General features: G+C 62.1%; 19 protein-coding genes. 14 read left to right on the forward strand and 5 right to left on the reverse strand.

The genetic code is table 11. The features are described from left to right. Positions 1-50: 50 nt before the first annotated feature. From ACP7B3_RS01910 to ACP7B3_RS01955, 10 genes are all read left to right on the forward strand, one after another. Positions 51-1,688, forward strand: a complete 1,638-nt coding sequence (locus tag ACP7B3_RS01910) for an ABC transporter substrate-binding protein (protein ID WP_145160741.1) — start codon at positions 51-53, stop codon at positions 1,686-1,688. A 13-nt stretch (positions 1,689-1,701) separates the two neighbouring features. Continuing rightward, the gene (locus ACP7B3_RS01915; RefSeq protein ID WP_426177502.1) at positions 1,702-2,658 is read left to right on the forward strand and encodes an ABC transporter permease; all 957 of its coding nucleotides are present in this window, start codon (positions 1,702-1,704) and stop codon (positions 2,656-2,658) included. After that, positions 2,655-3,530, forward strand: coding sequence for an ABC transporter permease (locus ACP7B3_RS01920; RefSeq protein ID WP_426177504.1), 876 nt, complete (start codon positions 2,655-2,657; stop codon positions 3,528-3,530). The genes ACP7B3_RS01915 and ACP7B3_RS01920 overlap by 4 nt, the downstream gene beginning before the upstream one ends. Position 3,531: 1 nt before the next feature. Next, positions 3,532-5,373 (forward strand): ABC transporter ATP-binding protein, encoded by a 1,842-nt coding sequence (locus tag ACP7B3_RS01925; protein WP_426177506.1) that lies wholly within the window; start codon positions 3,532-3,534, stop codon positions 5,371-5,373. Further along, positions 5,370-5,678, forward strand: coding sequence for a (2Fe-2S)-binding protein (locus ACP7B3_RS01930; protein ID WP_076014590.1), 309 nt, complete (start codon positions 5,370-5,372; stop codon positions 5,676-5,678). The genes ACP7B3_RS01925 and ACP7B3_RS01930 overlap by 4 nt, the downstream gene beginning before the upstream one ends. Further along, positions 5,660-7,039 (forward strand): FAD-dependent oxidoreductase, encoded by a 1,380-nt coding sequence (locus ACP7B3_RS01935; protein ID WP_426177508.1) that lies wholly within the window; start codon positions 5,660-5,662, stop codon positions 7,037-7,039. The genes ACP7B3_RS01930 and ACP7B3_RS01935 overlap by 19 nt, the downstream gene beginning before the upstream one ends. Then, the gene (locus ACP7B3_RS01940; RefSeq protein ID WP_369302867.1) at positions 7,036-8,190 is read left to right on the forward strand and encodes an NAD(P)/FAD-dependent oxidoreductase; all 1,155 of its coding nucleotides are present in this window, start codon (positions 7,036-7,038) and stop codon (positions 8,188-8,190) included. Before ACP7B3_RS01935 ends, ACP7B3_RS01940 begins: the two co-directional genes overlap by 4 nt. After that, a complete protein-coding gene (argE, locus tag ACP7B3_RS01945; RefSeq protein WP_426177510.1) occupies positions 8,187-9,344 on the forward strand; it encodes an acetylornithine deacetylase in 1,158 nt (385 codons plus the stop codon). The genes ACP7B3_RS01940 and argE overlap by 4 nt, the downstream gene beginning before the upstream one ends. Positions 9,345-9,461: 117 nt before the next feature. Then, positions 9,462-10,922: an NAD-dependent succinate-semialdehyde dehydrogenase gene (locus ACP7B3_RS01950; protein WP_426177512.1), complete on the forward strand. Its 1,461-nt coding sequence runs from the start codon at positions 9,462-9,464 to the stop codon at positions 10,920-10,922. A 20-nt stretch (positions 10,923-10,942) separates the two neighbouring features. Beyond that, positions 10,943-12,028, forward strand: coding sequence for a tartrate dehydrogenase (locus ACP7B3_RS01955; protein ID WP_426177514.1), 1,086 nt, complete (start codon positions 10,943-10,945; stop codon positions 12,026-12,028). Between the two features lie 315 nt (positions 12,029-12,343). Here the strand turns inward: ACP7B3_RS01955 and ACP7B3_RS01960 are convergent, their stop codons facing one another. After that, positions 12,344-13,270 carry a 2-hydroxyacid dehydrogenase gene (locus ACP7B3_RS01960; RefSeq protein ID WP_426177516.1) on the reverse strand — a complete coding sequence of 309 codons (927 nt, stop codon included), beginning with the start codon at positions 13,268-13,270 and terminating at the stop codon, positions 12,344-12,346. A 193-nt stretch (positions 13,271-13,463) separates the two neighbouring features. On the opposite strand from ACP7B3_RS01960, the gene gabT reads away from it, so the two are divergent. The 3 genes from gabT to ACP7B3_RS01975 are packed head-to-tail and all read left to right on the forward strand — an operon-like array spanning position 13,464 to position 15,983. Beyond that, entirely contained in the window at positions 13,464-14,756 is a 1,293-nt protein-coding gene (gabT, locus tag ACP7B3_RS01965) for a 4-aminobutyrate--2-oxoglutarate transaminase (protein WP_145160760.1), read from the forward strand. Positions 14,757-14,804: 48 nt separating this feature from the next. Continuing rightward, positions 14,805-15,449 (forward strand): HAD family hydrolase, encoded by a 645-nt coding sequence (locus ACP7B3_RS01970; protein WP_426177519.1) that lies wholly within the window; start codon positions 14,805-14,807, stop codon positions 15,447-15,449. 45 nt (positions 15,450-15,494) lie between these two features. Next, on the forward strand, positions 15,495-15,983 hold the full coding sequence (locus ACP7B3_RS01975; RefSeq protein WP_010449292.1) for an Lrp/AsnC family transcriptional regulator: 489 nt from the start codon (positions 15,495-15,497) through the stop codon (positions 15,981-15,983). 343 nt (positions 15,984-16,326) lie between these two features. On the opposite strand, the gene ACP7B3_RS01980 is transcribed toward ACP7B3_RS01975, so the two are convergent. After that, on the reverse strand, positions 16,327-17,184 hold the full coding sequence (locus ACP7B3_RS01980) for an SDR family oxidoreductase (protein ID WP_426177521.1): 858 nt from the start codon (positions 17,182-17,184) through the stop codon (positions 16,327-16,329). A 43-nt stretch (positions 17,185-17,227) separates the two neighbouring features. Further along, positions 17,228-17,911, reverse strand: a complete 684-nt coding sequence (gene deoC / locus ACP7B3_RS01985) for a deoxyribose-phosphate aldolase (RefSeq protein ID WP_145160767.1) — start codon at positions 17,909-17,911, stop codon at positions 17,228-17,230. 130 nt (positions 17,912-18,041) lie between these two features. Between deoC and deoR the strand changes: the two genes are divergently transcribed. Then, positions 18,042-18,800 carry a DNA-binding transcriptional repressor DeoR gene (gene deoR, locus ACP7B3_RS01990; protein ID WP_145160769.1) on the forward strand — a complete coding sequence of 253 codons (759 nt, stop codon included), beginning with the start codon at positions 18,042-18,044 and terminating at the stop codon, positions 18,798-18,800. On the opposite strand, the gene ACP7B3_RS01995 is transcribed toward deoR, so the two are convergent. Together ACP7B3_RS01995 and fucP are read right to left on the reverse strand one after the other, a co-directional pair. Next, positions 18,797-19,843, reverse strand: a complete 1,047-nt coding sequence (locus ACP7B3_RS01995; RefSeq protein WP_426177524.1) for an aldose 1-epimerase family protein — start codon at positions 19,841-19,843, stop codon at positions 18,797-18,799. The genes deoR and ACP7B3_RS01995 overlap by 4 nt on opposite strands. Then, a complete protein-coding gene (gene fucP / locus ACP7B3_RS02000; protein ID WP_262209581.1) occupies positions 19,840-21,171 on the reverse strand; it encodes an L-fucose:H+ symporter permease in 1,332 nt (443 codons plus the stop codon). The genes ACP7B3_RS01995 and fucP overlap by 4 nt, the downstream gene beginning before the upstream one ends. Positions 21,172-21,177: the final 6 nt, after the last annotated feature.

Genomic DNA, 21,177 nt, shown 5'->3' on the forward strand with positions numbered 1-21,177 from the left:
GGACATCCGTGAGCACTCGATTCTTCCGATTATCGACAGGTAGCCTTGCTATGACTGACAACAAAAACACACCCGAGCTCATCTCCGGCCAGGAAAGCCTGCGGGTGTTCGAAAGTCTCAACCGTGGCATGTCGCGCCGCAATGCCCTGCAAATGCTCGGCGTTGCGGGCGTCGCCGCCGCTGGTGCGGGCAGCCTGTTCGGCGCCGCCGGCAAATTGTTCGCCGATGAAGCGGCCACCGAGGGCAAAGGCAAGCCGGGCGGCAAGATCCGCGTGGCCGGCATGTCCAGCTCCACCGCCGACACCCTCGACCCGGCCAAGGGCGCGCTGTCCACCGACTATGCACGCCACTACATGTTCTACAACGGCCTGACCCGTTTCGATAAGCACCTGGTGCCGCAACTGGAACTGGCTGAGCGCATCGACAATACCGACGCCACGGTGTGGACCATCACCCTGCGCAAAGACGTGACCTTTCACAATGGCAAGGCCCTGACCGCCGCCGACGTGGTGTTCTCCCTGAACCGCCACAAAGACCCGCTTACCGGCTCCAAAGTCATGCCGCTGATGGAGCAGTTCGCCGAGATCAAGGCCAGCGGGCCTAACGAGGTGCAAATTCGCCTTAGCGCGCCCAACGCCGAGTTGCCTTCGATCCTCGCCGTGTCGCACTTGTTGATCGTTCCCGAGGGCACCACCGACTTCAACAAAGGCATCGGCACCGGCCCGTTCACTGTCGGTGAGTTCAAGCCGGGTGTGCGCTCGATTGCCGTGCGCAACAAGAACTACTGGAAACCGGGCTTGCCGTACCTCGACGAGATCGAGTTCATTGCCATCGCCGACGAGCCATCGCGGGTTAACGCGTTGCTGTCGGGCGACGTGCACATGATCAACGAGGTCAACCCGCGTTCCACCACGCGCATCGCCGCGAGTACCAAGCACCGAGTCGTGGATGCGCCGTCGGGCAACTACACTGACTTGATCATTCGCCAGGACCAGTTACCCGGCAAAAGCCCGGAATTCACCCAGGCCATGAAGCTGCTGCTCGACCGTGAGCAGGTCAAGTCTGCGGTGTTCCGTGGGTTTGCCGTGGTGGGCAACGACCACCCGATCGCGCCGGGTTCGCGTTACTTCAACGCCGATCTGCCGCAGACGGTCTACGACCCGGAAAAAGCCAGGTTCCTGCTGAAGAAAGCCGGCATGGAAAGCATCACCATGCCGGTCATGGCATCGCCTGCCGCCACCGGTTCGGTGGACATCGCCGTGCTGTTGCAGCAATCGGCGAAACAGGCCGGGCTCAAGCTGGACGTGAACCGCCTGCCGAGCGACGGCTACTGGTCCAACCACTGGATGAAGCACCCGTTGAGCTTCGGCAACATCAACCCTCGGCCGAATGCCGACGTGATGTTCTCGCAGTTCTTCCAGTCCAAGGCGCCGTGGAACGAATCCGGCTGGCAGAACGATCAGTTCGACCAGCTGTTGATGCTGGCCCGTGGCGAAAACGATGACGCCAAGCGCGCCAAAATGTATGGCGACATGCAGACCCTGGTGCACGACCACTGCGGTATCGGCGTGCCGGTGTTCATCAGCAACATTGACGGCGTGGACCAGCGCGTCAAGGGATACGGCACCAACCCGCTGGGCGGTTTCATGGGCTACATGTTTGCCGAGCAGGTGTGGCTGGACGCGTGAGGAGGGCAGTGCGATGAATGGCAATACACTGTGGTTGATCGCCCGGCGTTTCGGCGCCGGGGCCCTGACCTTGTTGATTGTGTCCATGGTCGTGTTTGCGATCACGGCGGTGCTGCCGGGGGACGCGGCGCAGCAATCCCTCGGCCAGTTCGCGACCCCTGAGCAGGTGGCGGCACTGCGCCTGAAGCTGGGGCTGGACCAGCCCGGTGTGTTGCGTTATTTGCACTGGTTGATGAGCCTGCTCACCGGCGACCTGGGCGTGTCAGTGTCCAACGCCATGCCGGTGGGTGAACTGATGGCGGGCCGGGTGCCCAACACCCTGATGCTGGCGGGCGCCACGGCGCTGGTCTCGGTGCCGGTGGCACTGGTACTGGGTATCGGCTCGGCGATGGGCCGTGGCGGGCGCATCGACAGTTGCCTGAGCTTTATTACCCTGGCGATGGTCGCGGTGCCGGAGTTTCTGGTGGCAACCCTGGCGGTGCTGATTTTCGCGGTCAACCTCGGCTGGTTGTCGGCGCTGTCTTACGCCAGCGACATCACCTCACCGCTGCAATTCATGCGTACCTATGCCTTGCCGGTGATGACGCTGTGCTGCGTGATCGTCGCGCAAATGGCGCGCATGACCCGCGCCGCCGTGATCGATCAACTCGACAGCCCCTACGTGGAAATGGCCCGACTCAAAGGCGTCAGCCCCATTCGCATTGTGCTGCGCCATGCGCTGCCCAATGCGATCGGGCCGATCGCCAATGCCATCGCCCTCAGCCTGTCGTACCTGCTGGGCGGGGTGGTGATCGTCGAAACCATCTTCAATTATCCCGGCATTGCCAGCTTGATGGTCGATGCCGTGACCAACCGTGACATGGCGCTGGTACAAGCGTGCACCATGTTGTTCTGCGCGGCCTACCTGGGGTTGGTGCTGATCGCCGACCTGTGCGCAATCCTGTCCAATCCGAGGCTGAGAAACCAATGAACCCGCTCATTGCGAAATCCAAGCCTGTGTCTTCCGCGCTGGCCCTTGCCAAGGTTTCCAGCGGCCCGTCCTGGTTGGGGCTGGTGGGCGCCGTTGTGTGCGTCGTCTGGTTGCTGGTGGCGCTGTTCGGCCCCTGGCTGGCACCACACCCGGTGGGTGAAGTGGTGTCCGATAACATCTTCGAAGGCTTCAGCCTCACTCATCCGTTCGGCACCGACTACCTGGGGCGTGACATGCTCAGCCGGGTATTGGTCGGCGCGCGATTCACCGTCGGGCTGGCGCTGGTGGCGGCGCTGTTGGCCAGCACCTTCGGCACCGGGTGTGCGCTGTTGTCAGTGGTCTCGCCCAAGTGGCTGGACGAGATCATCAGCCGCATCATGGATGCCTTTATCTCGATCCCAAGCAAAATGCTTGCGCTGATCATGGTCTCGGCGTTTGGCTCGTCAGTGACGCTGCTGATCTGCACGGCGGTTATCAGTTATATCCCAGGCGCGTTCCGCGTCGCCCGCAGCATGGCGGTCAATATCGAGGCCCTGGAGTACGTGCAGGTTGCGCGCACTCGCGGCGAAGGCCGTTTGTACGTGGCGTGCATGGAAATCCTGCCGAATATGCTCAACCCGGTATTGACCGACCTGGGCCTGCGGTTCGGCTACATCGTGCTGTTGCTCAGCGGCATGAGTTTTCTCGGCCTCGGCGTACAACCGCCAGACGCCGACCTCGGCTCGCTGGTGCGCGAAAACATCGGCGGCCTCAATCAGGGTGCGCTGGCCATCATCATTCCGGCGTTGGCCATTGGCACGCTGACCATCGGTGTGAATCTGCTGATTGATTACTTGTCATCACGACGCAGTCGACGCACGGGAGGCCATTGAAATGACCCAATTGATTCGCGTCGAAGACCTGCGCGTCGTTGCCGGAGACGAGCGCGGCGAGGTGGAAATCGTCAAAGGCGTGAGCTTTTCCCTGGAAAAAGGTGAAGTGCTGGCGCTGATTGGCGAGTCCGGCTCGGGCAAGACCACCATCGCCCTGGCGTTGCTCGGCTATGCACGGCGTGGCTGTCGCCTGTCCGGCGGGGTGGTGCAGGTCGGTGAACACGACATGCTCGCCTTGAGCGAAAAACAGCTGCAGGGCCTGCGCGGCAATCGCGTGTCCTATATCGCCCAAAGCGCCGCAGCGGCTTTCAACCCGGCCAAGAAACTCATCGACCAAGTGGTGGAAGGCGCGTTGATTCATGGCCTGGGCACCCGGGTCGAGCTGGAAGCCAAGGCCATCGGCTTGTTTCGCGACCTGGCCCTGCCCAATCCCGAACGCATTGGCCGGCGTTACCCGCATCAAGTCTCCGGCGGGCAACTGCAGCGGGTGATGGCGGCGATGGCGCTGATCAGCGACCCGGTGCTGGTCGTACTCGACGAGCCGACCACGGCCCTGGACGTGACCACCCAGATCGATGTGTTGCGCGCGTTCAAACGCGTGGTGCGCGAGCGTGGCGCCACGGCGGTGTATGTGTCCCACGACCTGGCGGTGGTTGCGCAAATGGCCGACCAGATCGTGGTGCTCAACGCTGGGCAAATCCTCGAACAGAGCGCCACCGCGCCGCTGCTCAAGACCCCTGCCCACGAATACACCCGCAGTTTGCTGGCCGCCGCACGGCCCGACACGACCATCCGCCCGCCCAGCGGGATTGCCGAAGACGTGCCGCTGCTGACCATCAGCGGCCTCACCGCCGGCTACGGCAACAAGAACATGCAAGGCATGCCGGCGATTCGGGTGCTGGAAGATATCGACCTGACCGTGCGTCGTGGCCAGGCCATCGGTGTGATCGGTGAGTCGGGCTCCGGCAAGTCCACCTTGGCGCGTGTGGTCGCGGGGCTGTTGACCCCGGCCCTGGGGGGGCTGACGTTCGATGGCCAGCCGCTGGGCGGCCACCTGTCTAAGCGCACGCCGGAGCAGTTCCGGCGGATCCAGATGGTGTTCCAGAACGCCGACACCGCGCTTAACCCGATGCACAGCGTGGCGACCATCCTCAGCCGCCCGCTGAAGATGTATTTCGGTCTCAAGGGCGCTGCCTTGAAGGCGCGCGTCGGTGAGTTGCTGGACCTGGTGCGCCTGCCGCGCACCCTGGCTGAACGTCGTCCCAACGAGCTGTCCGGCGGGCAAAAGCAGCGGGTCAATCTGGCCCGCGCGCTGGCGGCCAAGCCCGACCTGATCCTGTGTGATGAAGTGACCTCGGCCCTCGACACGGTGGTGGGCGCGGCGATCCTCGAACTGCTGCGGGACCTGCGCCAGCAACTGGGGGTGTCGTACCTGTTTATCAGCCATGACATCTCCACCGTGCGTGCGTTGTGCGATGACATTGTGGTGATGTACAGCGGCCACAAGGTGCAGGCCGGCAACCGCCAGTCGTTTGCCGAGCCACCGTTCCACCCCTACACCGACCTGCTGATTCACTCGGTGCCCGAGTTGCGCCAGGGCTGGCTGGAAACCTGCGGCACCACGTGCGAAACGCTGCCAGCGATTGGCGAGCGGGCCAATGTGCCGGAGCTGTGCACCTTCCTCAATCGCTGCCCGGTACGCGTCGACGGCCTGTGCAACCGCACTGCGCCGAGTCGCCGAGCCCTCGACAACGGCGGTGAAATCCTTTGCCACCACGACAGCGCCCAGTTGCTGAATACCCAGCGCGGCGTCACCACCACCAGCTTGGGAGCCTATGCATGAAGGGGCGTTTTGTGAGGTTGGCCGAACAGGGCCGGCCGACGGTCAGCCTGACCGTGGATGGTGCAGCCATCGAGGCCTTGCAGGGCGACACCTTGATGGTGGCGCTGCTGACCCAGGGCAATGCGCTGCGCCAGTCGGAATTCGACAGCGGGCGCCGCGCCGGTTTCTGCCTGATGGGCGCGTGCCAGGACTGCTGGGTATGGACCCGCAGCGGTGAACGCCTGCGTGCCTGCTCCAATGAAGTCCGTGACGGGCTGGACATCGTTACCACACAACCGGAGGCGACATGGCCACTGCACGGGTAGTTATTGTGGGCGCCGGACCTGCCGGGGTGCGCTGCGCCGAAACCCTGTTGGCGGCGGGTATCAAGCCGATCCTGATTGATGAAAATCGCCGTGACGGTGGCCAGATCTACCGCCGCCAGCCCGACGGGTTCACCCGCGACTACACCACCTTGTACGGCAGCGAGGCCGCCAAGGCCCAGGACCTGCACCAGAGTTTCGATCGCCTGCGCGGCGCCATTGACTACCGCCCCGACACCCTGGTGTGGAACCTCACGCCGGGGCAACTGTGCTGCGTGAGCCAGGGCCGCCATACCACCGTGGGGTATGACGCGCTGATCCTGTGCACCGGCGCCACCGACCGCTTGATGCCTGTCGAGGGTTGGCAACTGGCGGGCACCTATAGCTTGGGCGGAGCGCAGATCGCCTTGAAAAACCAGGCCGTGTCCATCGGTCATCGCGTGGTGTTCATGGGCAGCGGGCCGTTGCTGTACCTGGTTGCCAGCCAATACGTGAAGGCCGGCGCCGAGGTGGCGGCCGTGCTTGATACCTCGCCACTGAGCCTGCGCCTGAAAGCCATGCCCAAACTGTTGGCGCGGCCTGGCGTGCTGTTCACCGGGATCAAGCTGCTGGCGCAACTGTACCGTGCCAAGGTGGCGGTGCACCTGGGGATCAAGCCGCTGCAAGTCATGGGTGACGCCGCCAAGGGTGTAATGGGCGTGCGGTTCACCACGGGCAGTGGGCGGGTGGTCACGGTGCAGGCGGACGCCGTTGCGCTGGGTTATCACCTGCGCCCCGAGACGCAATTGGGCGATCTGGCCGGGTGCGCCATGGCGTTTGATCAAGCCTCCAGCCAATGGTGGCTGGCCACCGATGACGCCGGACGCACCTCGGTGAAGGGCGTGTATGCAGCCGGTGACGGTTCGAAGATTCGCGGCGCGGATGCCGCCGAGCACGCCGGGCGCCTGGTGGCGTTGGCACTGCTGGAAGACCAGCAACAACCGGTGGACACCGGCTTGCGTGATGAACAACAACAGGCCTTGGCAGTGATGGACCAGTTCCGCCTCGGCCTGGCCCAGGCGTTCCCTTGGCCCAGTGAACAGGCCAGGGCCCTGCCAGACAGCGCCATCGTGTGCCGCTGCGAGATGATCAGTGCCGGTGAGTTGCGCCGCACGGTGAAGGAGAAGGGCGCCTGCGAGGTCAATCGCGCCAAGGCGTTCAGCCGCGTGGGCATGGGCCGTTGCCAGGGGCGTTATTGCTCCCAGGCCGGGGCTGAAGTGATCGCCGCCGCTGCCGGCGTGCAGGTCCAGGAGGTGGGGCGCCAGCGCGGCCAGGCGCCGGTCAAACCCTTGTCGATGCTGATCACCGAGGAGGTGCCTTCATGAGTGTACAAAAAGCCGATGTAGTGATTGTCGGTGGCGGCGTGATGGGCTCGGCCACCGCGTTTTTTCTGCGGCGTCGCGGGCTGTCGGTGATCCTGCTGGAGCGCGACCAGATCGGCCAGTACGCCAGTGGCGTCAACTTCGGCAACGTGCGCCGGCAAGGGCGCTTCCTTGGTCAACTGGCCCTGGCCAACCGCTCCTGGGCGCTGTGGAAGCGCCTGCCGGAACTGATCGATGATGACCTGGAGTTCATTCCCAGTGGCCACATGCGCGTGTGTTATCGCGAAGATGAAATCGCCGAGCTGGAAGCCTACGCGACCGCGCCGGAAGCTGAACAGCTGGACCTGAAAATTTATCGTGGCGCCGAGCTGCATCAACGCTTCGGCTTCCTCGGCCCGGACGTCAAGGGCGGCTCCTATGCGCCCCACGATGGCCACGCCAACCCGCGCCTGGCCGCACCAGCCTTTGCCCGGGCTGCACGACGCCTGGGGGCGCAAATTGAAGAACGCACTGAAGTCGCTGAGGTGCAGAAGGTCGGCGCTGACTTTCATGTTTCCACCACCGACGGTCGCCAGTTCCACGCCGCGCAACTGTTGATCACCGCCGGCGCCTGGGGTCAGAAACTCTCGGCGCAGTTCGGTGAACCGGTACCGCTGGACACCCACGGCCCGCAAATGGCGGTGACCGAGCCGGTGCCCTACGCATTGCCGACAGTGATCGGCGTCTACACCAAGATCCCGGAAGAAGTGATCTACTTCCGTCAGATTCCCCGGGGCAATATCGTCATCGGCGGCGGTTACCGTAGCAAGCCCGACATGCTCAACCGCCGTGCCTATGTGGAACCGCGCAGCATCCTCAACCAAGTCAGCCAGATGCGCCGCCTGCTGCCGGGCGTGGGTAACCTGAATATCATCCGCGTGTGGAGCGGCATCGAAGGCTACCTGCCGGACTCGCTGCCGGTGATGGGCGCCAGCGGCACCGTCGACGGTCTGTTTTATGCCTTCGGTTTTTGCGGCCACGGCTTCCAGCTCGGCCCGGGCGTCGGCGATGTGATGGCCGAACTGCTTGGCACCGGGAGCACCAGTACCCCGATCGAACCGTTCTCCATCACCCGGTTCGCCCCACCTGTCGAGCAACGGAGCCAAGCCTCATGAAACCCCGGGTTCTCGAGATTCTCAAACAGCTGATGGCTTTCGACACCGTGTCGTCGGAATCCAACCTGGCCCTGATCGACTACGTGCGCGACCTGCTGCTGACCAAAGGCATCGAGTCGCTGATCGTCAAAGACCAGAGCGGCAAGAAGGCCAACCTGTTCGCCAGCACCGGGCCCAAGGAGCAGCCAGGAGTGTTGCTGTCCGGGCACACCGACGTGGTACCGGCAGCGGGGCAGGCCTGGACCTTTCCCGCCTTCGCCGCCACCGTGCAGAACGGGCGCATCTATGGGCGCGGCAGTTGCGACATGAAGGGCTTTATCGCCCTGGCCATCGACGCCATGCTGGATGCCGCCGACCACCGCCTGAACCGCCCGCTGCAACTGGCCCTTTCCCATGACGAAGAGATCGGTTGCGTCGGCGTACGGCGCCTGCTCGACGTGCTGCACCTGGCACCGGTGCGGCCGTTTCTGTGCGTGATCGGAGAACCCACCAACATGCAGTTTGTGCTGGGCCACAAGGGCAAGGGATCTTACCGCACGTATTGCCGGGGCCAGGAAGCCCATTCGTCCCTGGCGCCACGCTCGGTCAATGCGATTCATGTGGCGTGCGACTTTATCGCTGCCCTGCGCGAGAGCCAGCAGCAACTGCAACACCACGGCGCACAGGACAGCGACTACGACGTGCCCTATAGCACCGTGCACGTGGGGCAGATTGTCGGCGGCAAGGCGCTGAATATCGTGCCTAACCTGTGCACCCTGGATTTCGAAGTGCGCAACCTGCCGGCCGACGATCTGGAGCAATTCCTGGAGCAGATGCGCGAGCGCGCTGAAGTGATCGTGCGCGAGGCACAGAAGTTGTCCAGCGTGGCGGCCATCGAAATCGAAACCGTCAACGTGTATCCCGGCCTCGACACCCACCCCAGTGTAGAAGCCGTGCGTTTTCTCAAGCAATTCGCCGCGCCAGGCACCGGCACTTCCAAGGTCTCGTTCGGTACCGAGGGCGGCCTGTTCAAGCAGCGCCTGGATGTGCCGGTGGTGGTGTGCGGGCCGGGTTCGATCGAGCAGGCGCACAAGCCCGACGAGTTTATCGAGATCAGCCAAATGGACGCCGGCGAGCGCTTTTTGCAAGGTTTGCTGGGTTCGCTTACGGCCTAGCAGAGCCTGCCGTCCTGGGGCCAATTTCAGCACGGGACGCTGCTTAAGCTGCGCTTTCGGCATCCTGATTCGCGGCACCTCCCTAGACTGGAGCGTGTCTCGGATCAGGACTCGACCATGCTCAATAATCGCTTGCAAGACCCCAGCCTCCTGGCTGAACTCGCCTATGTGGATGGCCAGTGGATCGCTGCCGACAGCGGCGCCACCCTGGACATCCACGACCCTGCCACCGGCCACCTGCTGGCGCGGGTGCCGGCCATGGACGCCGTGGATACCCACCGCGCCATCGCCGCCGCCGAAAGGGCCTGGCCCGCCTGGCGCGCACGCCCGGCAGCAGAGCGTGCGGCACTGCTGGAACGTTGGTTCCAGGCCATGCTCGACAACCTCGATGACCTGGCGCTGATCATGACCTGGGAACAGGGCAAGCCGCTCGCTGAAGCCAAGGGCGAGATTCGCTACGGTGCCGGTTTCGTCAAATGGTTCGCCGAGGAAGCGCGCCGGGTCTATGGCGAAACCATGCCGGCGCCCAGCGGCGACCGACGCCTGCTGACCCTCAAGCAGCCGGTGGGCGTATGCGCTGCCATTACGCCGTGGAACTTCCCCAACGCGATGATCACCCGCAAATGCGCACCGGCGTTAGCTGCTGGTTGCCCGATCATCGTCAAGCCGTCGGACCTTACCCCGTTGTCGGCATTGGCCCTGGCGGTGCTGGCTGAGCGAGTCGGCATTCCGGCCGGGGTGTTCAACGTGATCACCGGGTTGCCTGCCGGCATCGGCGAGGCGCTGACCGGCAACCCGGCGGTGCGCAAGATCTCCTTTACCGGTTCCACCGCCGTTGGCCGCTTGCTGATGCGCCAGAGCGCCGAGCACATCAAGCGCCTGAGCCTGGAGCTGGGCGGCAATGCGCCGTTTGTCGTATTCGACGACGCCGACCTGGAGAAGGCCGTGGCCGGGGTGATGCTCAGCAAGTTCCGCAATGCCGGGCAAACCTGCGTGTGCGCCAACCGCATCCTGGTACAGGCCGGTATCTACGCGCGTTTCGCCGCGCGCCTGGTGGAGGAGGTGAGCAAGCTCAAGGTCGGTAACGGTCTGGAGGAGGGCGTGACCATCGGCCCGCTGATCAACCCGGCGGCGGTGAACAAGGTCGCACGGCATATCGACGATGCCCTGAGCCAGGGCGCGAAGCTGTTGTGTGGCGCGATCCCCACGGGTGACAGCCAGTTTGTGCAGCCCACGGTGCTGAGTGACGCCCACGCCGGCATGTTGCTTGCCAATGAAGAAACCTTCGGCCCGGTGGCCCCGCTGATGCGCTTTACGGATGAAGCCGAGGCGCTGGCCCTGGCCAATGCCACGCCGTATGGCCTGGGCGCCTACTATTTCACCCAGGACCTGCAGCGCTCGTGGCGTTTTGGCGAGGCGTTGGAGTTCGGCATGGTCGGGCTCAACACCGGGATCATCTCCATGGAAGTGGCGCCGTTTGGCGGTATCAAACAATCGGGCCTGGGCCGTGAAGGCAGCAAATATGGCCTGGATGAGTACCTTGAAGTCAAAGCCTTCCACATCGGCGGGCTCAACTGAATTCCCACGAGGCATGCACCATGAGCAAGGCATTCAGAATCGCCGCGATTGCCGGCGATGGCATTGGCAAGGAAGTGCTGCCCGAAGGGCTGCGGGTACTGGAACGGGCGGCCAGTCTCTGGAGCTTGAACCTGAGCATCGAGGTGCTCGACTGGGCCCACTGCGATTACTACCTGGAGCACGGGCAGATGATGCCTGAGGACTGGTTTGAGCAGCTCAAGGGCTTTGACGCGATTTACTTCGGCGCCGTAGGCTGGCCGGGCAAGGTGCCCGACCATATTTCCCTGTGGGGCTCGTTGCTCAAGTTCCGCCGCGACTTCGACCAGTACGTGAACATCCGCCCGGTGCGGCTGTTCCCTGGGGTGCCGTGCCCCTTGGCCGGGCGCGAGCCGGGGGACATCGATTTTGTGGTGATCCGCGAAAACACCGAGGGCGAATATTCGTCAGTGGGCGGCAAGATGTTCGAGGGCACCGAGCATGAATTCGTGCTGCAGGAGTCGGTATTCACCCGGCGCGGCGTCGACCGCATCCTCAAGTTTGCCTTCGACCTGGCCCAGTCCCGCCCGCGCAAGAAGCTCACGGCGGCGACCAAGTCCAATGGCATTTCCATCAGCATGCCCTACTGGGATGAGCGCACCGCATTGATGGCCGCCAACTACCCCGAAGTGAGCTGGGACAAGCAGCACATCGACATCCTGTGCGCGCGGTTTGTGCTGCAACCGGACCGGTTTGATGTGGTGGTGGCATCGAACCTGTTCGGCGACATCCTCTCCGACCTCGGGCCGGCGTGCGCCGGGACGATCGGTATTGCGCCGTCGGCCAACCTCGACCCCGAGCGGCGCTTTCCGTCGTTGTTCGAGCCGGTGCACGGTTCGGCCCCGGATATTTATGGGCAGAACATTGCAAATCCCATAGCGATGATCTGGTCGGGTGCGTTGATGCTGGATTTCCTTGGCAATGGGGAGGCGCGGTATCGGGCGGCCCATGACGGGATCTTGCGGGCGATTGAGGCGGTCATTGCCGAGGGCGTGGTGACGCCAGATCTGGGCGGGAAGGGCTCTACTCAGGATGTCGGGCTGGCGATTGCCCAAAGGCTTCAGATCTAAAGCGAGCAAGCTCGAAAATGTGGGAGCGGGCTTGCTCGCGAATGCAGGGGGCAGTTGAAATATCTTTGGCTGACCCCCCGCATTCGGTTGATCTGGCGCCGGGGCACGGCGTCGCAGAGCTTGAACAGTTTTGTGCGGTTGCTGGAGGAGCGCGGCCTGGCACTGACACCGTAGCAGCTGCCGAGCCCCAGCGAAGCTGCGATGACGTCGGCACAATCGACATCGATGTTGCGTGACCCACCGCTATCGCGGCCTCGCTAAAGCTCGACGGCTCCCACATCAAGACAGGTGCTCCCGCATTTGGATCTCCACGCGTCAATAACCCTTGCGCCGATCCACCTCACCCACCATCTGTTCCCCACGTTCATAACGCCGGATATTCTCCAGCAACACCCCAAACGCACTCGCCGGCTGGGTCATCGCTGCGATATGGGGCGTCAGCACAATCTGCGGGTGATCCCAGAATCGATGATCCGCTTGCGCAGGTTCCTCCTGCAGCACATCCAGCACTGCACCGCTCAGTTGCCCACTGCCCAATGCCTCCAGCAAGTCTTCCTCCACCAGGTGCCCGCCACGGCCCATGTTGATCAGCGCCGCCCCACGCGGTAACTGTGCAAACAGCTGCCGGTCGAGAATGCCTTGGGTCTGCTCGGTCAACGGCAGCACACACAACAGAATATCGCACTGGCTGAGAAACGACGGCAATTGGTGTTCACCGGCGTAGCAGTCCACACCTTGCAACTGATGAGCACTGCGCGCCCAGCCCGACAGCGCAAACCCCAACGGCGCCAACGTTGCCAGAATCTGCTGGGCCTGGGTGCCCAAGCCCATCACGCCGACCCTGCGATTCACGGCCGGTTGCAACAGGTGTGCCTGCCAGCAGCGCGCTGCTTGCTGCTGGCGGTAGCGCAACATATCGCGGTGCAGGCTGAGCACCGCCCAACTGGCGTATTCGCACATGCCGCGGGTGATGCCCGGGTCGAGCAGGCGCACCACGGGCAGGCCGGGCGGGAGGCGGGAGAGGTCCAGTTGGTCGACCCCGGCCGACAAAGCAAACAGCACTTTCAGGTTGGGCAGTAATTGCATGAGGTTGTCGGGCGCCTGCCAGGCGGCCAGGTAGTCCACGTCTTCGGCATTACCGATGTCGGGCCAGGCGCGCCATTCAATCTGCGGCGCGTGTGCGGCGAACAGTGCCTGCCAATGTTGGCCGCGCACCGGGTCAGCTTTGTAGAGCAAGGCCATGGGTATTTCCTGCAGGGTTTGGGTAGCCCTCATCATCCCCCAAGCCCGGCGCAGGATCTGTTGAAAGGTGGGGGCAAAACAGTCGATCCGAATTTCTCACGGGCCAAGTTCGGCGTAGTTGGTTGCCTGCAGGCCTTACTCTGAACCACATCGCAACCACTTTCCGGTTGCTGCATTCACGATGGGAACTGCCATGAATAGCAAGGTCGACGAAACCCCTCATTTGCTCCGTCAGCGCGATCAATTCGTTCCCCGTGGCCTGGTGACCGCTCACCCGCTGGTGATCGACCGTGCCCAGGGCGCCGAGTTGTGGGACGTGGATGGCAAGCGTTACCTGGACTTCGTCGGCGGGATCGGCGTGCTGAACATCGGGCATAACCATCCCAAGGTGGTGGCTGCGGTGCAGGCCCAGTTGCAGAAGGTCTCCCACGCCTGCTTCCAGGTGGTGGCCTACCAGCCATACCTCGACCTGGCACAGCGGCTGTGCGAAATGGTCGGCGGGCAGGAAGCCTATAAGGCCGCGTTTTTCACCTCCGGCGCCGAGGCCGTGGAAAATGCGGTGAAGATCGCCCGCGCCCACACCAATCGCTCGGCGGTGATCGCCTTTCGGGGCGGCTTCCATGGTCGTACGCTGCTTGGCACCACGCTCACCGGTATGAGCCAACCCTACAAACAGAACTTCGGGCCGTTTGCACCGGAGGTGTTCCACACGCCGTATCCGAATGCTTATCGCGGGGTGACCAGCGAGCTGGCACTCAAAGCCCTGGATGAACTGCTGGCGACCCAGGTGGCGCCAGAGAGGATCGCGGCAATCATCATCGAACCGGTGCAGGGTGACGGCGGCTTCCTTGCCGCGCCTGTGGAGTTTCTCCAGGCACTGCGAGCGTTGGCGGACAAGCACGGCATCGTGTTGATCCTGGATGAGATTCAGACCGGTTTCGGCCGTACCGGGACCTGGTTCGGCTACCAGCATGCGGGCATCCAGCCTGACCTGGTCACCGTGGCCAAGAGCCTGGCCGGTGGCTTGCCGTTGTCCGGTGTAGTCGGCAAGGCGCACATCATGGATGCACCGCTGCCTGGCGGGCTGGGCGGAACCTACGGCGGTAATGCGTTGGCGTGCGCGGCGGCACTGGCGGTGATCAGCGCGTTCGAGCAGGAGCAACTGCTCGAACGCGGCCAACGGCTGGGCGAACGCCTGCGCCGAGGCCTGCTTGGTTTGCAGGCGCGCTACCCGCGTATCGGTGATGTGCGCGGCACCGGCTTCATGTTGGCGATCGAGCTGATCCAGGATGACCCGGCGCGCACGCCGGATGCCGACCTCAACCAACGGCTGATCGATGAAGTCCGCGCTGGCGGGTTGCTGGTGATCAAATGCGGCGTGCATCGCAACGTGCTGCGCTTTCTCGCGCCGTTGGTGGCCACCGAGGCCCAGGTCGACGAAGCCTTGCAGATACTCGACGGCGCCTTGGCACGGGTCTTGAACTGAGCCTTTGCTTGTTCAGGGTGGACTGCATCATTGGAGACTTGACCCCACATGGGACTGACAGATTATCGAGCGCTGCTGATCGATTGCGATGAAGTGCTGGTGGACCGCGACTCGGGTGTGTTGGCCGCCTTGCAACCGCTGCTCGACAGCCGTAGCGGGCAGCCGCCCAGGGAGCAGGTGCTGGCCGAGTACAACATGGTGGTCGCGAATCTCTACCCGCGCTTCGCCGAGTTGGGCTTCAGTGGCCTGCTGTGTTTTGCCCACCGCCAACTCGCCGAACGCTGGGGGCTCCACGCCAGTTGGGAGGAGGGCATGAGCTTTGCCCGCAGCGCCGGCAGTTGGGCGCTGTTCGAGGATGCACCGGGGGCTATGCTGTATTTGCGCAAGTTCTATCGGCTACTGGTGCGTGGCGACCGTGACGCAGAGGATCGTGGTGTGTTGTGTGAGCGGCTGGGTATTGCACCGGAAGATTTCATTTCCCTGGCCGATGACCTGCAATGGCTCAGCGAGCAAGCGGAGGATGTGCATCCCGTGCTGCATGTGACACGACCTTCGGTCGCGGCGCACGGGGGGCTGGACCGCTGTTTGATCGGCCGCCAGCGGCCCCGGCAGCCTTCGCGGTGCGCGGCGGATTACTGCATCAGCAGCATGGCGGATCTGGTGGCTCAGCATCAGCTGTCTTTACGGCGCTGATTTTGCTAGAAGATTGTCTTACAAACGGCAGTCAAGAGGTACGCAATGGAAGGGCAAGTGAAACTGGACCGGATCGATATCAGTATTCTGGTTGAACTGCAAAAGGACGGCCGGATGACCAATGTCAGTCTCGCCGACGCCGTGGGCTTGTCTGCCAGCCCGTGTTTGCAACGGGTCAAGCGGTTGGAGTCGGCGGGGTATATTTCCAGCTACAAGGCGCACTTGAACCTGGCCAAGATTACCGATTCGGTCACGGTGTTCACCGAGATCACCCTCAGCGACCATAAACGCGAAGACTTCGCCAAGTTCGAATCCAATATCCGCCTGGTAGACGAAGTGCTCGAATGCCACCTGATCAGTGGTGGTTACGACTACTTGGTGCGCTTCATGACCCGCAGCATCCAGCATTACCAGGAAGTGGTGGAGAGCCTGCTGGACAAGAACATTGGTATCTCCAAGTATTTCAGCTATATCGTCATCAAGTCGCCCGTGCTCAAGGACGGCGTGCCCCTGCGCAAACTGCTGCGCCACTGAAGTCACCTCCAGCTTGCCAAGTTACCTGCACTGCCGATGAGGAGGCGGTGTGGGGATTGGCGTTGCACCACCGATCGACTGCATTTCGACTGAAGCCAATGAGCCGAAGCGCAACGCAGGCTTTCCAACTCATGAAGGGCTCGACCCTCGTTACGCATATTGTCCGCGGCCTTATCAAAGTCACAAGCTAACTAGCGTCGGACTGCGGCATAGGGGGCACGCCGACGCAGAGACTCACAAGGCATGACATATAATTTAACATAATATACATTATGCGTAATATCATGTTACATAATCAGGGGCAGTGCCCGTCAGATTTCAACGGGCAAAACCCCTATTGGCTTCAAACCTGAGCAAACCCTCCATCCATGAACATTTCACTGCCGGTCATGAAGCTGCTTTCATCCGATGCCAGAAATAACGCTGCAGCCGCAACTTCTTCTGCCTGGCCGATGCGCCCCAGGGGAACCTGTGCAGTCATGCCGTCAATGATCGCATCCTTCTGACCAGTGCCTGACAACGCCAGGTCCAGGCCAGGCGTCGCGATCGGTCCGGGCGAAAGTACGTTGACGCGAATGCCGGTGCCTTGGAGGTCCAGCGCCGAGCTTCTGGCGAAATTACGCAGCGCGGCCTTAGTGGCGCTATACACGCTGAACGCCGGTGTGCCCATGGTGCCTGTAGTTGAACCCGTCAAGATTACCGAGCCTCCGGCGCCCATCAATGCCAAGGCCTTTTGCACGGTGAACAAGGTGCCTTTGACGTTGATGCCGAACGTACGGTCAAACGATTCCTCCGTGATCGATCCAATCGGCTGGAAATCCCCCAGGCCCGCATTGGCGAACAACACGTCAATTCGGCCTTTTGCAGCTTTGACTTGTGTGAAGATGCGATCCAGGTCGTCCAGGTTTGAAATATCGCCCTGAATTGCAATGGCTTCAGGGCCGATTGCGGCCCTGGCGGTGTACTTATCCAGCAACTCAAGGAGCTGGAGCGTGATGAGATCATCGCGCGCGTCGACTATCAGGAAATCCCGCCAAAGGTTGAATATTCGCTGACGCCGTTCGGGCGCTCGCTGGCCACGGCACTCGGGGCGCTGTGTGTGGGGAACAGAACACATGGACGCGGTTGAACGCATCAGCGAGCGTCGAATGGCTGCCCTCGCCCGTCTTGAAAGTCGCCACTGAATATAATTAAAACGCATAACTCAACTAAATAGATATTTAGTTGAGTTATATTAAAAGCATTCAATAACCGCTCGCCGCCGTCGTTGCCCCACCGACTATCGCAATCCCCGAACTGCTGCCCAGGCGTGTAGCCCCGGCCTCAATCATCTTCACCGCCGTCGGATAATCACGCACGCCACCGGATGCTTTTACGCCAACGCCGGCGCCCACGGTTTTGCGCATCAGCGCCACGTCTTCTGCTGTCGCGCCGCTACGGCTGAACCCGGTGGACGTCTTGACGAAGGCCACACCCAGGTCCCGGCAGATTTCACACGCCTGGACTTTCTGTTCGTCGTTCAACAGGCAGGTTTCCAGGATGACCTTCAACGGCACGGCGCCGCAGGCCCTGTGGACTGCGGCGATGTCTTCACGCACCGCCTCGAGCAGCCCTTCTTTCAGCCAGCCAATATTGAGCACCATGTCGATCTCCCCTGCCCCGGCGGCAATCGCCCGTTCAGCTTCAAAGGCCTTGGTGTCGCTCAAGCCGGCGCCCAGTGGAAAGCCCACCACCGCACAGATCACCACGTTCTTGTCAGTCAGGCACGAGGCGGCGTAAGGCACTTGCGCGGAGTTCAGGCACACTGAATAAAAACCGTGCTCCATGGCCTCCTCGCACAAGGTGCGGATTTGCTCACGGGAGGCGTCGGGCGCCAGTAATGTGTGATCGATGTACTTGGCCAATGCTGCGGGTTGAAGAGAGTTCATTTAACGTGCCCTTGCCTGTATGTTGCCAATGATCGTGGGACGCGGTTGTCACAATGCCCACATTAATACGTTACAATAATATCATTAAATGTTACTTATCTAACACAAACAATCAAGCCCTGGAATACGCGTGGACAGTAAAAAAGCCGAGCGACTCAAGCTTATCCAACAAGCTTTGCAGGACCAGAACGCCATCCACCTGCGGGAAATGGCTGCGCTGCTGGAGGTGTCCGAGATGACCCTGCGCCGCGACCTCAACCACTTCTCCGAGCATGTGCGCCTGTTGGGCGGCTACATCACCCGGGTCAGCAGCGAGGCCAGCGATTACCGCGTAGCCGACCAGGACACGCGCCACGTCGAGGAGAAACGCCGTATCGGCAAACTCGCTGCGCGGCTGATACAACCGGGCGACACGGTGTTTTTCGACTGCGGCACCACCTCGCCCTTTGTCATTGATTTCATCCCCGATGAGTTGGAGTTCACCGCCGTATGCAGTTCGTTGAACGTGCTGCTCAGGCTGCAGAACAAAGCCAACTGCCACATCGTGTTGTGCGGCGGTACTTTTCACCGCAAGAACCAGGTCTTTGAAAGCAGCGCCGAGAGCAGCATCCTCGACAGCGTGCGCCTGACCTGGGCCTTCGTGACTGCCGCCGGCGTCAGCCAGGCGTTCGGCGTGACGTGCTTCAACTTCAATGAAGTCGAGGTCAAACAAAAGGTTCTGCGCCAGGCCCAGCAACGCGTGTTGCTGGCCGACTTCAGCAAGTTCGACACGGTGCGCACCGCTCACTTCGCCAACCTGGAAGACTTCCAGTACGTGGTCAGCGACAAGAAAATCCCCCGCGCCTATAAAGAAGTCATCCAGGCCAGCGGCGCGCAGCTGCTGATCTAACCCAATAATGTCTGGCGTTCCTGCGCATTCAAGAAGCCGGTGGTCACGCTGAACGAGGCGCTGGCCCCGGCCGCCAGGCAGCGCACGTGGCCTTTGGCTTTCTCGGCGTTATAGCCCTCGGGTTCGCAGGTCGATGGCAGCACGAACGCCGCCACTTGCTGATCCGGCGTGTACAGAATCCAGCGTGCCGCGTGTGCGAATTGTTCGGGGCGGTAACGGGTGTAGAACGCCGTGCCCGCCGGATGGTCCAGCAAAAAATGCGCATAGCCCGTGGCGTCTGTGCCCACGTCGTCGAAGAAAAACACGATCTCAGGATCGTACAGCGCAGGCGTATCGAGGCTGGCCAACTGGGTTGGATGCTCGGCCAGTTGCGCCATGTAGGCGCTCCAGTCCGGCGTCGGCTTGACGTGGTCCGGCACACTGGTGCGCAGGCGCAGGCGCTGCATGCCCAGTGGCTCGACGAATCGCGCGCCGTCCACGTATGCGTAGTTCATGTGGGCCATGTACATCAGGTCCATCGGCTTGCCGGCCAGGTTCGTCACGTCCATGTCGATATCGAACAAGGCTGAGTCGGCGCGCAGCGTCACACTCGGGCTCGCCCGGTAGCGATCGCCGAACCCCTTGGCGTATTGATACGAGCCGCCCAGGCGCACAAAGCCCTCGCCGAGTTCCAGCCAGGCCGTGTCCATGGGCGCGCAGGGCATTTCGCCGTGCAAGGCATGCGTGTCATCCGGCGCTGGGCATCCGTTGCGCAACAGGCCACTGTGAAACATGAAGCAGCCGTAAGTGTCGATGACCGTCGGGCTTGGCCGGGGCTCGTCGAACAAGTTGCGCATGGTCAGGTCGCAGCCGTCAAATACGGCCGACCAGATCATCTGCCCTTGATACGGCAACACGACCAGACGTCCACGGCTGTTCTCCAGGCTCACCGCCAGCACGCCGGACGGATAAGTCCAGGCGCTGACCTTGAAATCCTCAGACTGCAAAAGCACCCTTTCCTGCTCGGCAAACACCGCCCGGTACAACGGGATACGCGTATTCATGAGGCCACCGCCGCGGCTGCATTTGAGGGCAACGCGCCCGGCTGGCGAAGGCATTTGACCGCGTACATCACAATCACGATAAAGCACAGCAGCGGTACGCTGTAGGCCAGCTGCATGTTGCCACCGCTGGCGTCGGACAACAGGCCCTGGAAGATCGGAATCACCCCGCCGCCAACAATGCTCATCACCAGCAATGAACCGCCGACACCGGTGTCTTCACCCAGGCCATCGATGGTCAGGCCGTAAATGGTCGGCCAGCACGGACCGAGAAAAATACTCACGCCGACGGCGGCGTACACCGCGGAAATATTCGGCACCAGAATGGTGTAGGCCAGCAGCACAATGCACAGCACCCCGTAGATCGCCAAGACCTTGGCCGGGTGCAGACGCCGCATCAATAGGTTGGCGATCAACTTGCCGACAAAGTAGGCGGCAAAGGTGGTCAGCAGAAACCATGAAGCGCTGCGCTCATTCATGCCGCCCATTTGCATGGCCAGGCGAATGGTGAAACTCCACACGCCCACCTGTGCACCCACATACAGAAATTGCGCCAATACACCAAAGGTAAACCGCGGGTTACGCCACAGCCGACCCAGGCTTTTGCGCAAGCTGCCCGAGGTGTTGTCGACGGGTGCGTTGCCTTTGCAGGCCGGGAAACGGGTAATGGCGATCAGGATGAACATCAACACCAGCACGGCGATCATCCACTTGTAAGGCAACAGCGTGGACTGGATCATTTGCAACTGCTGCACCGCCGCATCGGTGGCACTCATCTGCTTGAGCTGTGCAGTGGTGGCATCGGTGTCCTTGAACATCACAAAGCTGCCCACGTAAACCCCGGCCATGGCGCCGAACGGGTGAAAGGTCTGCGAGATGTTCAAGCGCCGCGTCCCGGTTTCCCGTGGGCCCATCAACGTCGAGTAGGTGTTGCACGCGGTTTCCAGGAACGACAACCCGGCCGCGATCACAAACAACGCCAGCAGGAACATGCCGTACTTGGCCGTCGACGCCGCCGGGAAAAACAGCAAACAGCCCAGCATGTACAACGACAGGCCGATCAGGATCGTACTTTTGTAGCTCAGGCGGCGCACCACCATCGCTGCCGGAATCGCCACAAAAAAGTAGCCCAGGTAAAACGCCGATTGCACAAAGGCGGTCTGGAAATCGCTGAGCAAAAACGCTTTCTTGAAGTGTGCGATCAGCACGTCGTTCATGCTCGCCGCCGCGGCCCACAACGCGAAGATGCTGCACAGCAGAATAAACGCGAACCAGGGCGTGCGGTTCAGGTAGAACCCATCGGGTGTCTGTTGCAGCGCAGGTTTGTTCATTATTGT

The organism is Pseudomonas sp. TWRC1-2 (assembly GCF_049896685.1).
Classification (GTDB): Bacteria; Pseudomonadota; Gammaproteobacteria; order Pseudomonadales; family Pseudomonadaceae; genus Aquipseudomonas.

Excerpts from the sequence above, each read along its gene's own strand:
- ACP7B3_RS01995 (WP_426177524.1), bottom strand. The coding sequence starts at position 19,843 with ATGAATACGCGTATCCCGTTGTACCGGGCGGTGTTTGCCGAGCAGGAA.
- ACP7B3_RS01910 (WP_145160741.1), top strand. The coding sequence starts at position 51 with ATGACTGACAACAAAAACACACCCGAGCTCATCTCCGGCCAGGAAAGC.
- fucP (WP_262209581.1), bottom strand. The coding sequence starts at position 21,171 with ATGAACAAACCTGCGCTGCAACAGACACCCGATGGGTTCTACCTGAAC.
- ACP7B3_RS01940 (WP_369302867.1), top strand. The coding sequence starts at position 7,036 with ATGAGTGTACAAAAAGCCGATGTAGTGATTGTCGGTGGCGGCGTGATG.
- ACP7B3_RS01925 (WP_426177506.1), top strand. The coding sequence starts at position 3,532 with ATGACCCAATTGATTCGCGTCGAAGACCTGCGCGTCGTTGCCGGAGAC.
- ACP7B3_RS01955 (WP_426177514.1), top strand. The coding sequence starts at position 10,943 with ATGAGCAAGGCATTCAGAATCGCCGCGATTGCCGGCGATGGCATTGGC.
- argE (WP_426177510.1), top strand. The coding sequence starts at position 8,187 with ATGAAACCCCGGGTTCTCGAGATTCTCAAACAGCTGATGGCTTTCGAC.
- ACP7B3_RS01950 (WP_426177512.1), top strand. The coding sequence starts at position 9,462 with ATGCTCAATAATCGCTTGCAAGACCCCAGCCTCCTGGCTGAACTCGCC.
- deoC (WP_145160767.1), bottom strand. The coding sequence starts at position 17,911 with ATGAACTCTCTTCAACCCGCAGCATTGGCCAAGTACATCGATCACACA.
- ACP7B3_RS01920 (WP_426177504.1), top strand. The coding sequence starts at position 2,655 with ATGAACCCGCTCATTGCGAAATCCAAGCCTGTGTCTTCCGCGCTGGCC.
- ACP7B3_RS01960 (WP_426177516.1), bottom strand. The coding sequence starts at position 13,270 with ATGGCCTTGCTCTACAAAGCTGACCCGGTGCGCGGCCAACATTGGCAG.
- ACP7B3_RS01930 (WP_076014590.1), top strand. The coding sequence starts at position 5,370 with ATGAAGGGGCGTTTTGTGAGGTTGGCCGAACAGGGCCGGCCGACGGTC.
- ACP7B3_RS01915 (WP_426177502.1), top strand. The coding sequence starts at position 1,702 with ATGAATGGCAATACACTGTGGTTGATCGCCCGGCGTTTCGGCGCCGGG.
- ACP7B3_RS01975 (WP_010449292.1), top strand. The coding sequence starts at position 15,495 with ATGGAAGGGCAAGTGAAACTGGACCGGATCGATATCAGTATTCTGGTT.
- ACP7B3_RS01935 (WP_426177508.1), top strand. The coding sequence starts at position 5,660 with ATGGCCACTGCACGGGTAGTTATTGTGGGCGCCGGACCTGCCGGGGTG.
- ACP7B3_RS01980 (WP_426177521.1), bottom strand. The coding sequence starts at position 17,184 with ATGCGTTTTAATTATATTCAGTGGCGACTTTCAAGACGGGCGAGGGCA.
- gabT (WP_145160760.1), top strand. The coding sequence starts at position 13,464 with ATGAATAGCAAGGTCGACGAAACCCCTCATTTGCTCCGTCAGCGCGAT.
- ACP7B3_RS01970 (WP_426177519.1), top strand. The coding sequence starts at position 14,805 with ATGGGACTGACAGATTATCGAGCGCTGCTGATCGATTGCGATGAAGTG.